Origin of the sequence: Streptomyces sp. NPDC007905, from assembly GCF_042959345.1 — a bacterium.
Taxonomy (GTDB): domain Bacteria; phylum Actinomycetota; class Actinomycetes; order Streptomycetales; family Streptomycetaceae; genus Streptomyces.
In genome coordinates this window covers 268,401-281,990 of sequence record NZ_JBIBKS010000008.1, presented here as the reverse complement: position 1 = coordinate 281,990, position 13,590 = coordinate 268,401, and the positions used below count along the sequence as shown (strand labels likewise).

9 protein-coding genes are annotated in these 13,590 nt (G+C 72.9%); 4 read left to right on the top strand and 5 right to left on the bottom strand.

Annotated features, from left to right (window positions below; translation table 11 throughout):
- Nucleotides 1-80: 80 nt before the first annotated feature.
- The 4 genes from ACFZDC_RS17050 to ACFZDC_RS17035 all read right to left on the bottom strand — a co-directional run bounded on the left by ACFZDC_RS17050 (nucleotide 81) and on the right by ACFZDC_RS17035 (nucleotide 7,524).
- The gene (locus ACFZDC_RS17050; protein ID WP_391324479.1) at nucleotides 81-992 is read right to left on the bottom strand and encodes an ABC transporter permease subunit; all 912 of its coding nucleotides are present in this window, start codon (nucleotides 990-992) and stop codon (nucleotides 81-83) included.
- The gene (locus ACFZDC_RS17045) at nucleotides 989-2,332 is read right to left on the bottom strand and encodes an ABC transporter permease subunit (protein ID WP_391324478.1); all 1,344 of its coding nucleotides are present in this window, start codon (nucleotides 2,330-2,332) and stop codon (nucleotides 989-991) included. The genes ACFZDC_RS17050 and ACFZDC_RS17045 overlap by 4 nt, the downstream gene beginning before the upstream one ends.
- Nucleotides 2,333-2,339: 7 nt before the next feature.
- Complete coding sequence (locus ACFZDC_RS17040; RefSeq protein WP_391324476.1) at nucleotides 2,340-3,716, bottom strand: extracellular solute-binding protein; 1,377 nt, start codon at nucleotides 3,714-3,716, stop codon at nucleotides 2,340-2,342.
- Nucleotides 3,717-3,891: 175 nt separating this feature from the next.
- Nucleotides 3,892-7,524, bottom strand: coding sequence for an FtsK/SpoIIIE domain-containing protein (locus ACFZDC_RS17035; RefSeq protein WP_391324564.1), 3,633 nt, complete (start codon nucleotides 7,522-7,524; stop codon nucleotides 3,892-3,894).
- 355 nt (nucleotides 7,525-7,879) lie between these two features.
- On the opposite strand from ACFZDC_RS17035, the gene ACFZDC_RS17030 reads away from it, so the two are divergent.
- The 4 genes from ACFZDC_RS17030 (at nucleotide 7,880) to ACFZDC_RS17015 (ending at nucleotide 13,303) form a co-directional block, all read left to right on the top strand.
- Nucleotides 7,880-9,568 (top strand): protein kinase, encoded by a 1,689-nt coding sequence (locus ACFZDC_RS17030; RefSeq protein WP_391324474.1) that lies wholly within the window; start codon nucleotides 7,880-7,882, stop codon nucleotides 9,566-9,568.
- 111 nt (nucleotides 9,569-9,679) lie between these two features.
- Nucleotides 9,680-10,900 (top strand): protein kinase, encoded by a 1,221-nt coding sequence (locus ACFZDC_RS17025; protein WP_391324472.1) that lies wholly within the window; start codon nucleotides 9,680-9,682, stop codon nucleotides 10,898-10,900.
- A gap of 88 nt (nucleotides 10,901-10,988) precedes the next feature.
- A complete protein-coding gene (prfB, locus tag ACFZDC_RS17020; protein ID WP_391324471.1) occupies nucleotides 10,989-12,095 on the top strand; it encodes a peptide chain release factor 2 in 1,107 nt (368 codons plus the stop codon).
- 305 nt (nucleotides 12,096-12,400) lie between these two features.
- Nucleotides 12,401-13,303, top strand: coding sequence for a hypothetical protein (locus ACFZDC_RS17015; protein WP_391324470.1), 903 nt, complete (start codon nucleotides 12,401-12,403; stop codon nucleotides 13,301-13,303).
- 91 nt (nucleotides 13,304-13,394) lie between these two features.
- Here ACFZDC_RS17015 and ACFZDC_RS17010 read toward each other — a convergent pair whose 3' ends face one another.
- A complete protein-coding gene (locus ACFZDC_RS17010; RefSeq protein ID WP_199210755.1) occupies nucleotides 13,395-13,586 on the bottom strand; it encodes a hypothetical protein in 192 nt (63 codons plus the stop codon).
- Nucleotides 13,587-13,590 lie beyond the last annotated feature (4 nt).

Here is a 13,590-nt window from a genome sequence, read left to right as displayed (position 1 = left end):
ACGGCATGTGGGGGACATCCGGTGAACGCCGAGGGGCGGGCCGCTGAAGACCCGCCCCTCGAAAAGCGCCCGGTTGATGACTACTTGACCGCGCCCGCCATGACTCCGGAGACGAACTGCCGCTGGAACGCGAAGAACACGGCCAGCGGGATCACCATCGAGATGAACGCGCCCGGTGCCAGCACGTCGATGTTGTTGCCGAACTGCCGTACCTGCGTCTGCAGGGCGACCGTGATCGGCTGCGAGCCGGACTTGGTGAACACCAGCGCGACCAGCATGTCGTTCCACACCCACAGGAACTGGAAGATGCCGAGGCTCGCGATCGCGGGCCCGCCGAGCGGCATCACCACCCGGACGAACAGGCGCAGTTCACCGGCGCCGTCGAGGCGGGCCGCCTCGAGGAGTTCCCTGGGGATCTCCGCGAAGAAGTTCCGCAGCAGGAACACCGCGAACGGCAGGCCGAAGCCGACGTGGAACAGGATCACCCCGAAGATCGTCCCGAACAGCCCCAGCTTGCCGAACAGTTCCGCGATCGGGATCAGCGCGACCTGTACGGGCACCACCAGCAGACTGACCACGCCGAGGAACCACCAGTCCCGGCCGGGGAACTCCATCCACGCGAACGCGTAGCCCGCCAAGGAGCCGATCACGACGACCAGGATCGTCGCCGGGACCGTGATCAGCACGGTGTTCATCAGGGAGTTGGTGATGTCGCTGTTCTCCAGCAGCTTCTGGTAGCTCTCGAAGGTCAGCTGGGACGGCCGGCTGAACACCTTCCACCAGCCGCTCGCGCTCATGTCCTCCGGCGCGCGCAGGGAGGAGATGAGCAGACCGATGGTCGGCACCAGCCAGAACAGGCCGACGAGGACGAGGAAGACCCGGACCAGTCCGCCACCGAGCCTCTCGGTGATCTTCGAGCCGAGCGACTGCCGGGCCTTCACCGTCGTGCCGGCGGGTGCCACCTTCCCTATGCTTCCGGCGGCCGTGGTCATCGCCGCACCTCCCGCCTCAGCCGACGAACGTTGAACAGCATCACCGGGATCACCAGCAGCAGCAGGAACACCGCGATGGCGCTCGCGATGCCCGGCTGGCTCTCCGCGAAGCCCTTGCGGTACAGCTCCAGGGCCAGCACGTTGGCGTCATCCTGGGAGGATCCCGGCGCGATGATGTAGACGAGGTCGAACACCTTGAGCACGTTGATCATCAGCGTGACCAGGACGACCGCGAGGACCGGCGCCAGCAGCGGCACGGTGACCCGGCGGAACACCTGCCACTCGTTGGCCCCGTCCACCCGCGCGGCCTCCAGCAGCTCCCGGGGCACGCCCGCGAGCCCCGCCGCGATCAGCACCATCGCGAAGCCCGCCCACATCCACACGTACGAGCCGATGATGGCCGGGGTGACCAGCGCCGGGCCGAGCCAGTCGACGCCGTTGTACGGCTCCTTGAAGTTGTTCGCGGGAAGCCTCAGTCGGGCCCCGTCGGCCTTCGCGGGCAACGTGAAGGTGCCGTCGGCGGCGGCCGTCGTCGAGGCCACCACCGTGCCGTCCTTCACCGCCTCGATCCGCATCCCGGCGTAGCCCGGCTCGGACGGGTCGGGCGCGCCCAGCTTGCCCACGCCCTGGCCGCGCGTGAAGTCCTGCCAGGTGGTGCCGGTGACCTTGCCGGGCACCGGCTCGGCGGCCACCGCCTTCTTCGTGCCGTCGGGCAGCTGGTCGGGGGCGACGCCGACCAGCGGGAGCGTGACCGGACGGCCCACCTGCACCGTGGCCTTCGTGATGAAGCCGCCCTGCTCCGGTTCGAGCGGCGACTCGCGGCCCGGGTGTGCCTTCGGGAACGCCGACGACTGGGCGAAGGTGTCGTGGACGCCCACCCACACCGCGTTGGCGACGCCCTTGTCCGGGTCCTGGTCGTACACCAGCCGGAAGATGATCCCGGCCGCCAGCATGGAGATCGCCATCGGCATGAAGACGACCAGCTTGAACGCCGTGCCCCAGCGCACCCGTTCGGTCAGCACCGCGAAGAGCAGGCCGAGCGCGGTGGAGACCGTGGGCGCGAACACCACCCAGATGACGTTGTTCTTCAGCGCCGTACGGATGCCGTCATCGGTGAACAGCGCCTTGTAGTTGTCGACCCCGGCGAAACCGTCGCCCGAGGCGTTGTAGAAACTGCGGACGATCGAGTACCCGATCGGGTACACCACGAGCGCGCCCAGCAGCACCAGGGCGGGCAGCAGGAAGAGAGCTGCCACCGTCCTGCGGGTGCCGGTCACGCTCTTGCGGCTCTTCGGTGCGGCGGAGCCCGGTGGGGCCCCCGCCGCCGCTGCCGACGCCATGGCCGGATCAGCCTCCGTTCCCGTACGCGGCCGCCGCGTCCTTCTCCAGTTTCGCCTGGGCGCCCGCCACGTCCTTCGGGTTCTTCAGGAAGTCCTGCAGGTCCTTCCACTCGCCCTTGCCCGGGGTGCCGCCGAAGGCCTGCGGGGCCTGGTCGGACATGTCGAAGCGGAAGTCGTCACCGGACGCGATCAGCGCCTTGGCGATCTTCTGCTGCACCGCGTTCGGGTACGCCGAGACCGGCACGTTCTTGTTCGGGGAGAGGTAGCCGCCGAGTTTCGCCTGGATCGTCGCCGCGTCCGGGGAGGCCAGGAAGGTGGCCAGCGCCTGCGCCCCCTTGGAGTCCTTCAGGATCACGGCCGCATCACCGCCGGAAACCACCGGCGCGCCGGTGCCGACCGCCGGGAACGGGAACACCTTCGCGTCCGTGCCCACCTTCGCCTTGGTGTCACCGATGTTGACCTGCGCGAAGTCACCCTCGTAGACCATGGCCGCCTTCGGCTGGTCGCCGCCGGTGAAGGTCTGGGTGACGGACGCCGGGAACTCGGTCTGCAGGGCGCCGTCCGCGCCACCCGCCACATAGTCCTTCTTGCCCCAGATCTGGGCGAGCGTGGTCAGGGCCTGCTTCACCGAGGGATCGGTCCACTTGATCTTGTGCTGGGCGAGCTGGTCGTACTTCTCGGGGCCCGCCTGGGACAGATAGACGTTCTCGAACCAGTCCGTCAGCGTCCAGCCGTCGGCCCCGCCGACCGAGAACGGCGTGACACCCGAGTCGTACACCGCCCGCGCGCTGGTCAGCAGTTCCTGCCAGGTCTTCGGCTCCTTGGCGCCCGCGTTCTCGAACGTCTTGGCGTTGTACCAGATCAGCGACTTGTTGGCGGCCTTGTAGTAGACGCCGTACTGCCGGCCGCCGACCTTGCCGATGTCCTGCCAGCCCTGCGAGTAGTTCTTCTGCAGCTCCTTGAGCGCGTCCGCGCCGAGGGGCTTGGCCCACTTCTTGTCCACGGCCTGCTTGATCGCGCCCGGCTGCGGCAGCAGGGCGACGTCCGGCGGCTGTCCGCCGGCGATCTTCGAACCGAGGAAGTTGATGATCGGGTCCTGGGCGGGCACGAACGTCACCTTCGCGCCCGTGCGCTTCTCGAACTCGGCGAGGACCTTCTTGAAGTTCGCCTGTTCGGTGCCGGTCCAGACAGCGGCGACCTCCAGGTTCACGCCGTTCAGCTTCGGCAGGGTGACGCCGGAGCCGCTCCCGGTGGCCCCGCTGCTCGTGTCGCCGCTGCCCTTCTTGGCGTCGCTGCCGGAGCAGGCGGTGAGCGCGAGGGCTCCCGCGAGCAGTGCGGCGAGTGTGGTGACGGCCCTGTTTGTCCGGATGGTGTTGCTGCGCATCACTTCCCCGTTCGTCGTTCTCCGTTGAACGTCAGAAGACTGTCCCGTGCGCTCCGGTGTACGCCGGGCCGTACGGGAGCGGCAAGAGCGCCTGCGCCGTCCAGTGGTTCATCGTGACCGGCTCGTGATCAGGAAAGTATGCGCGCCGGGGCGGACGGGATCGTGGCGACAGGGCCTAGAGCAGTGAGGGCACCTCCGCCGCGGCGACCTCCCGGGCCGCGCGCTCCACCGCGCTGGCCAGCAGGGCCAGGTCGGTGGGGCCGTTGCCCAGTTCGCGCACGGGACGGCGGGCCGGCGGATCACCCATGCGCTGCCACTCCAGCGGCACCACGGTCGGTCGCTGGGTCGCCGTCCGCGGGATACGGCCCGTCACGCGGCCGCCCTGGAAGCCGACGGCCCGGCCGTCCGCGTATGTCAGCCGGCCCCGCCCCGGCGCCGGTTCGTCCGGTCCCGCGGACGGCGCGTCCAGTGCTATGTGCAGGGTGGCCCGCCGGGCCGGCTCCGTCTCCGCCGTACGACCGCCCGCCGCGGCCGCGGCCACCAGGTGTACGCCGAGCCGCTCGCCCTCCCGGGCCACCGCCTCCAGGGCCCGCAGCACCGACCCGGCGGCGGGGCGGCCCGGGGAGCCGAGCGCGGGGGAGACCAGTGCGTCCAGATCGTCGACGACCACGACGAGCCGGGGCAGCGGCGGTGCCGCCTCGGTGCGCTGCCGTGCCGCGGCGCCGGGCCGCAGCCGCAGAGTGGAGCTGGGCGGTGCCTCCATGTCCCCGGCTCCGGAAGCGGCCGGCCGCCCGTTGGGGGTGCGCTGCGCGACGATACGGCCCGACACCTCACGCCCCGCGTGCCACTGGGCGAAGTCCGTCCGGCCCAGCAACTCCGCGCGCCGCTTCAGCTCGGCGCTCAACGACTGCGCGAACTCCCGCATGCGCACGGGGTCGTTGGCGATGAGGTGGGTCGTCACATGGGGTATGTCCGTACAGACGCGCAGCCCCTCGCCGCGCCCCGCGCCCGTGCCGACGCCGTCCCGGCCGTCGATCAGCACCATGCCCAGCCGGTCGGGCCGCTCGGCGGCGGCCAGCGAGGCGACCACGGCCCGCAGCAACTCGGTACGGCCACTGCCGGCCGGCCCCTCGACCAGCAGATGCGGCCCGTCGGTCACCAGGTCGGCGGTGAGCGGGCCGCGCGGCCCGGCTCCGAGCACCGCTCGGGCCCGGCCCCCCATCGACTCCGTGTCGTCGGCCGCGTCCGCCCAGCGCGCCATCAGCGAGGCCGGGGTGGCCCGGGCCAGCCCCAGCTCGTCCAGGAGCCGCGCCGACTGCGGCAGCGGTACGGACACGCGCGCGTGCCGCTCGCCGACGGGGCCGTCCGGCCGTAGCGGCGCGAGGGCCCGCGCGAACCGCTCCGCCCAGGCGGCGGAGACGGCGTCGACGGTGGCCAGGGTGCCCGGGCCGACGGGTCCGGTGGGCGCGACACGCATTAGGTGCAGCGCGCCGGCGACATCGCCGCTGAGCAGGGCCACGGCACCGCAGTGCCGGATGGTGGGCGCGACCGCGCAGGCCTCCTCGTAGGTCCGCGCCACGGGCGAGGCGGGAGTGGCGGCCGCGGTCTCGGCGAGGCAGACGACGTGGATCCCGGCACGCGGTCCGGCCACGGCAAGCCGCGCCAGGCCCTCCTGCAGGGAAGCCCCGCCGGGGTCCCCGTCCACGACGACGACCGTGTACGGACCCGGGAAGCCGCCGCTTCCGTCCAGGTCGGTGTCCTCCCTGGCCCACGAGGGGCGGCGGGTGGGAGTGGTCCGGTCGGAGGCGACGGGGGAGACCGGGGAGGCGTGGGTGCCGGGGGCGGCGGGGCCCGGGCCGGGGGCCTGGTCGGTGGGGGCCGCTCCGGGTGCCGGATCCGGTGCGGTGCGGCCGCGCGCCGGGGCCGTCCGTGCCCCGGCGGGCAGGGCCGCGCTTCGGCCCGCCGTCGCGTACTCCTCCACCCGGCGCAGCAGTTCCTCCGTGCGCGCGGCCGCCTGTTCGCGGTCGTGGGCCAGCAGCAGCCGGCAGTCCTGGCCGTGGCCCGGGCGGACGTGCGGGAGCCAGCCCAGCCAGGACCACTCGGCCGTGCGCTCCTCCACCGGGCGGCTCCGGTCCGCGCTGATCAGCACGATCTCGAGCAGGTCGGGGGAGTGCAGCGCGGCCAGCTGGGCCAGCACCGCGCGGGCCAGCCCGGACAGCCGGGGGCGCGGACCGGCCAGACCCAGCGCACCCGCCTCGCGCAGCGCGGCGGTCACCGGTACGGCGGGCAGCACGCCCGAGCCGTCCGGTGCGCTCCGGTCGGCCGTACCGAGCCGCACGGTCAGCGCCTCCGGGTGACCCGGCTCCCGCTCCCACAGCCGGGGCCCCGGACCCAGCGCCGTCAGCAGCAGCGCGGCGGGGTCCGGCCAGGTCTCCGGCAGCTGCGGGACGTCGGCCGCCGGGGCGCCGGCCGTACCGGCCTGCGCGCTGCCGTAGGCCTCCCGCTCGGCCGCGGGCTGCTCGCCGCGCCCACTGGTCAGCCGGCGTGCCCATGCGCCGAGTCCGCCCCGGCGGCGGCCGCCCTGGGGCATGTCGGTGCCCCGCAGGGGTGTGTCCTTGCGGCCGCCGCCACCCGTCGCGTCCATGTCGGAAGCGGCGCTGTCCGGTGCCGGGCCGTGAGCCGCCGTACCGGCGTACGCGCCACCGGACAGGCCGCCCGGACCACCGACGCCGTAGTGCCCCACGTGCGTGTCCCCGCCACGGGAAGGCGCACCGGGCACGCCGGGTGCCGGGATGTCACCGCCGGACGCCGCATCCGGCGCTCCCGTGCCACCGTCCCGCGTCTCGACATGCGGCGCCCCGGCCTGACCGGGCACCGCCCGTTGGTCCCGGCGCTGGTACTCCTGGGCCCCCGCGCCGCCGCCCGAGGCGCCCCAGCCCGCCGCGCCGTGCGTGTGCTGCGTCGGTCCGGAGGGGCCGTCGGCTCCCGCGCCCGAGGCGGGTGCCACGCGCGCGTGCCCGGCGGCGTCCGCCGCGCCGGCCCCGGAGCCGGCACCCGGCGCAACGGGCCCGGCACCCGGCACCGCGGCGGCCCCCGAACCGCCTGCCGGCTCCGGAGCACCGGTTTCCCCGGCTCCCATGGCGACCCGCAGGCAGCCCTCTCCGTCCGGCACCGTCCGGACCCGGGCGCCGGGCCCCCCGGACGGGGTGACCCGCAGGGCGGACTCGCCGATCCTCAGCAGCGCCCCCGCGGGGAACCGCACCGGGCGCTCGCCCACGCGCGTGCCGTCCAGGGCCGTGCCGTTGGTGGAGCCGAGGTCGGCCACCGAGACGCGGCCGTCGGCGGCCACCGTGACCGCGCAGTGCAGGCGGGAGACGTCCGGGTCGTCCAGCGGGACGTCGGCGTCGCCGGAGCGGCCGACGGTGATCCGGCCGCCGTGCAGCAGATGGACCCCGCCCGCGTCCGGACCCGCGACCACGTGCAGCTGGGTCGGCGCGTCGTCCAGCTCGGGATGCGGCTCGGGGGCCGCCGGGGCGCCCAGGGACAGCACGGCGCCGTCGACCAGCGGAGGTTCGCCGAGGGTGCAGCGGCGGGGGTCCAGCCGCTCCGCGCCCGCGTACAGGACCACCGGGGCGCTACCGGTGTCCCGGCCCGTGCCGCCCTCGCCGGTGACCGCCGCGGTCAGCGCCGACGCCACCGCGGCCAGGTCCGTACCCGCGGGCGCCGTCACCAGCACGTCGCGGCTCGCGGCGCGGCCCCGCTGCGGGGACGGGCCCAGCGGGTCTACGACGGTCAGCCGGATCTGCATCGCCGTCAGCGGTCCCTTCTGCCCGGGCGCGGACGTCCCCCACCCCCGCACGAGCACGTCGGCCAGTACTGGACGCATCCTCGCACCTGTCACTGACAACACGCCCGCGACCCGGTGCCAAGTGATCTTGATTGGTCAGCTCTGCCCCCAAAAGTGCCTGACCAGTAGCGCATCGATGATCAGTTGAGATCGGTCACGTCCGCTCCCTGGCAACCACGAGACCAGAGCGAGCGTCTTTTCTTCGAACATCGACGACAACGCTTACGTAGTGCCCCTCGGGGGCGGCACTACAGTGGATCGGAACACCGGAACACAGGCGAGCAAGCAGCCAAGCAAGCAGCAGGGAGCGCGTGACGTGCGGCCAGTCGGCAGCAAGTACCTGCTCGAGGAGCCGCTCGGACGCGGCGCCACGGGCACCGTCTGGCGTGCCCGCCAGCGCGAGACCGCGGGTGCCGAGGCGGCCGTGCCCGGCCAGCCCGGCGAGACGGTCGCGATCAAGGTTCTGAAGGAAGAGCTGGCGAGCGACCCGGACATCGTGATGCGGTTCCTGCGGGAACGCTCCGTCCTCCTCCGGCTCACCCACCCCAACATCGTCCGGGTCCGCGACCTGGTCGTCGAGGGTGATCTGCTGGCCCTGGTCATGGACCTCGTCGACGGCCCCGACCTGCACCGCTACCTGCGCGAGAACGGCCCCTTCACCCCGGTCGCCGCGGCCCTGATGACGGCGCAGATCGCCGACGCCCTCGCCGTGAGCCACGCGGACGGTGTCGTCCACCGCGACCTGAAGCCCGCCAACGTGCTGCTCCAGCAGTACGACGGCCAGATGCACCCGATGCTGACCGACTTCGGCATCGCCCGTCTCGCCGACTCCCCGGGCCTGACCCGCACCCACGAGTTCGTCGGCACACCCGCGTACGTCGCGCCGGAGTCCGCCGAGGGCCGTCCGCAGACCTCCGCCGTCGACGTCTACGGCGCGGGCATCCTGCTGTACGAGCTGGTCACCGGACGTCCGCCGTTCTCCGGCGGCACCGCGCTCGAGGTCCTGCACCAGCACCTGAGCGCCGAGCCGCGCCGCCCGTCCACCGTCCCGGACCCGCTGTGGACCGTGATAGAGCGCTGCCTGCGCAAGAACCCGGAGGAGCGGCCGAGCGCCGAGAACCTCGCGCGCGGGCTGCGGGTCGTGGCCGAGGGCATCGGCGTGCACGCGAACTCCGCCCGGATCGCCGCCGCCGAGGGCGTCGGCGCCCTGCTGGCACCCGACCCGGCCCCGGCCGCCGTCCCGGGCGTGCCCGGCGCCGCCGACCCCACCCAGGTGCTGCCGACCAACGCGCCGGGGTCGTACGACCGGCACGATCCGAATGCGGCGACCAGCTTCCTGCCGCACACCGGCGGTCCCGTCGGCGCCGCCGACCCCACCGCCGTCCTGCCCAACACCGGCGCGGCCGACCCGACCGCCGTCCTGCCGCCGGTGCCCCCCGGGCAGCCCGGCGCGCAGCCCGACCAGCCGCATCCCTGGCAGACGCAGCTGCGCGCCGCCCGGGACCGCAACGAGCAGACGCAGATCCAGTACATCGACCCCGACGAGGACCCGCTGCGCCGCCGCCCCCAGCGGCAGGTCGCCCGGCCGCAGCAGCAACCGCGCCCGGCCCCGCAAGCGCGTCCGCAGCAGCCCCAGCCGCGCGGCAGGCAGCGCCCGCCGGCCGGGTACGGCTATCCGCAGCAGCAACCCCAGCAGTACGCCCCGCCGCAGCAGCCGCAGCGGTACGCGCCGCCCGCCCCGGAGCCGCAGCGGCCCGCGCGCGAGCCCCGGCCGGCGCGCCAGCGCAGCGCCAACCCGATGAAGATCCCCGGTCTGGGCTGCCTGAAGGGCTGCCTGTTCACGATCGTCATCCTGATCGTCGCGAGCTGGCTGGTCTGGGAGCTGACCCCGCTGCACACCTGGATCGGTCAGGGCAAGGGCTACTGGTCCCAGCTGAGCGAGTGGGCCGGCAAGGTGGGCCACTGGGCCAAGCGGCTGGGCGACTCCGCCCGTGGCGGCAACTGATCGCCGGTTTGGGGATTTGTCGACATCTGGCGGGTGATTTCCGTCTCCACGGTGAAGGTTGGCCCTTGCGACGCGTAGTTTTAGCGACAACACGCGTCGGTAGGAGCACTCTTGGCACGCAAGATCGGCAGCCGGTACACCGCCAACCAGATCCTGGGGCGGGGCAGCGCCGGCACGGTGTGGCTGGGCGAGGGACCCGACGGTCCCGTCGCCGTCAAGCTGCTGCGCGAGGACCTCGCGTCCGACCAGGAACTCGTCGGACGCTTCGTCCAGGAGCGCACCGCACTGCTCGGCCTGGAGCACCCGCACATCGTCTCGGTGCGCGATCTGGTGGTCGACGGCAACGACCTGGCCCTGGTCATGGACCTGGTGCGCGGCACCGATCTGCGCACCCGTCTCGAGCGTGAGCGGCGCCTCGCGCCCGAGGCGGCCGTGGCGATCGTCGCGGACGTCGCCGACGGGCTCGCGGCGGCCCACGCGGCCGGGGTCGTGCACCGCGACGTGAAGCCCGAGAACGTCCTGCTGGACATGCAGGGCCCGCTCGGCCCGGGCGGCGCCCACCCGGCGCTGCTCACCGACTTCGGCGTCGCCAAGCTGATCGACTCGCCGAAGCGGACGCGGGCCACGAAGATCATCGGTACGCCCGACTACCTCGCTCCCGAGATCGTCGAGGGCCTGCCGCCGCGCGCCGCCGTCGACATCTACGCCCTCGCGACGGTCCTGTACGAGCTGCTTTCGGGCTTCACGCCCTTCGGCGGCGGCCACCCCGGCGCGGTGCTGCGCCGGCACGTCACCGAGACCGTCGCACCGCTGCCCGGCATCCCCGACGAGCTGTGGCAGCTGATCGTGCAGTGCCTGGCGAAGGCACCCGCCTCCCGGCTGCGCGCCTCGGAGCTGGCCGCGCGGCTGCGGGAGCAGCTGCCGATGCTGGCGGGGATGCCCCCGCTGGACGTGGACGAGCCGGACCTCTCCGAGGAGGCGGAGGAAACCGTGCCGCCGGCCCCGTCCGTGGGCGAGCCGGTACGGCGACGCGGGGCGGTGTCGCTGGTGCCCGGCGCGAAGCCGGACTCCAACCGGGACACGCACACGTCGATGCGGGTGCCGGGGCCGGACGAGTTGGCCGGTGGGGCGCACGGGACGGCGCGGGTCCCCCGGGCGTCCGGTGCGCCCAGGCCGGGCTCGGCACGGCACCGGGCGGCCGTGCGGCGGCGCAGGATCACCCTGGGCGTGGCCGGGGTGGCCGTAGCGGCTGTCGTGGGCGTCGGGGCGTGGTGGGCCACCTCGGGGGAGGACCAGCCGCCCCAGGACACGCACAGCACGTCGGCCCCGTGACCTTCCGGCAGCCGGCGCCGCGGCCCCGGTACCCGTCGGCTGCGCGCACCCTGCCCTCGGCGCTCGACGGAGCCGTTACGCTGGAGGCGTGGCAGTCGTCGATGTATCCGAAGAGCTGAAGTCCCTCTCCTCGACCATGGAGTCGATCGAGGCCGTCCTGGACCTCGACAAGCTGAGGGCAGACATCGCCGTGCTCGAGGAGCAGGCGGCCGCGCCCTCGCTGTGGGACAACCCGGACGAGGCGCAGAAGATCACCAGCAAGCTCTCCCACCTCCAGGCCGAGGTCAGGAAGGCGGAGGCGCTGCGCGGCCGGATCGACGATCTCGCGGTCCTCTTCGAGATGGCCGAGGAGGAGGACGACCCGGACACCCGCGCCGAGGCCGAGTCCGAGCTGACCGCCGTGAAGAAGGCGCTGGACGAGATGGAGGTCCGGACGCTGCTCAGCGGTGAGTACGACGCCCGTGAGGCGCTCGTCAACATCCGCGCCGAGGCCGGCGGCGTCGACGCCGCCGACTTCGCCGAGAAGCTCCAGCGCATGTACCTGCGCTGGGCCGAGCAGCGCGGCTACAGGACCGAGGTCTACGAGACGTCGTACGCGGAAGAGGCCGGCATCAAGTCGACCACCTTCGCCGTGCAGGTGCCGTACGCCTACGGCACCCTCTCCGTCGAGCAGGGCACGCACCGCCTCGTGCGCATCTCGCCCTACGACAACCAGGGCCGCCGCCAGACGTCCTTCGCCGGTGTCGAGGTGCTCCCCGTCGTCGAGCAGTCGGACCACGTCGAGATCGACGAGTCCGAGCTGCGCATCGACGTCTACCGGTCCTCTGGCCCGGGCGGTCAGGGCGTGAACACGACCGACTCCGCGGTCCGCATCACGCACCTCCCCACCGGCATCGTGGTCTCCTGCCAGAACGAGCGGTCGCAGATCCAGAACAAGGCCACCGCGATGAACGTCCTGCAGGCCAAGCTGCTGGAGCGGCGCCGGCAGGAGGAGCAGGCCAAGATGGACGCCCTCAAGGGCGACGGCGGCAACTCCTGGGGCAACCAGATGCGTTCGTACGTGCTGCACCCGTACCAGATGGTCAAGGACCTGCGGACCGAGCACGAAGTGGGCAACCCGGAGGCCGTGTTCAACGGCGAGATCGACGGTTTCCTGGAGGCCGGCATTCGCTGGCGCAAGCAGCGGGAGAAGTAACTTTGTCGACATGCCAACTGCCGCCCTCGAGGCGGCAGTTGGCATTTGTCTGGCGTTTTACGTCACACTCACAGGCTCCAAGTCCCGGCAAACGCCGCCCCATCGGACATTACGCGCGCAACGGCCTTGACGTTGCTTTGAAAAATGGGAAAGGTGAAGCGTGGCATGCGTATCTCTGGGGCGCATGTGAACCGGGGGAATGGAAGCGCTCGACCTTGAATCGGGCTTCGTCAGCTGCCTCCGTCGATCACGGCAAGCCCCACGCGCCGCCTCACTGACGAACAGCTACTGGGGGTAGCAACCATATGACGAAGAAGACGCGGATCCGGGTCGCGCGGATAGCCGCCGGCGCCGTGATCGCGGCTGGTGCCTCGCTGACCGCCGCAGGCGCCGCCTCCGCCCTGGACCTCGGTGTCCAGGCGGGCCCGATCAGCCTCGGTGTGAGCGCGGACGGGAACGACGACGGCGGCACCGACGGTGGTGGCGGCTGCGACCCCGTCGGTGTCTGCGACACCACCGGGGGTGACTCGACCGGCGGCGACACCACGACCGGCGGTGACACGACCACGGGTGGTGACACGACCACGGGTGGTGACACGACCACGGGCGGTGACACGACCGGTGGCGACACGACCGGTGGCGACACCACGGGCGGTGACACCACCATCGGCGGTGTCATCGGTGGTGACACCACGACGGGCGGCGACACGACCGGTGGCGACACGACCGGTGGCGACACGACCGGTGGCGACACGACCGGTGGCGACACGACCGGTGGCGACACCACGGGCGGTGACACCACCACGGGTGGCAGCGGCACGACCGGTGGTGACTCCAGCACCGGCGGCTCCAGCAACGGCGGCGGCACCGGCGGCGGTTCCAGCACCGGTGGCGGCAACGGCGGCTCCGGCAGCACCGGCGGTTCCGGCAACGGCGGCTCCACCGGCGGCTCCAGCACCTCCGGCGGCAACGGCCACACCACCCCCGACGGCGGCGGCAACGACAACGTCTCCCAGGAGGAGGGCTCCTCGGCCCTCACCGACACGGGCTCGGACACCACGGCCCAGGGCGGCGACAAGCAGCTCGCCGAGACCGGTGCCGGGCAGACCGCGTTCCTGATCGTCGGCGCCGCGACGATGATCGCCGGCGGAGTCGGCTTCCGCGTCCTGCCGCGTCTGGTGAGCGGCCGCGGCGGCGCTGCCGCCTGAGCGTAGCCCCAGGGGCCACGCACAGCACATCGGGCACACGGCGAAGGGCCCGGAGCATGGCGCTCCGGGCCCTTCCGCCGTTTCTTCCGGCTTACGCGGTCTGGTGCGCCAGCAGCGCCACCGCGGCGATCAGCACCGCGAGCAGCGCGATCAGCGCCATGGGGTTCAGCCCCGCGAAGAAGCCCTCCTGCTGCAGTCGCTCGCGGTTGGCACGGCACACCGGGCACCGGCCCTCGCTCACGGGCGACGCGCAGTTCGCGCACACCAACCGGTCGTACGTCATGCGC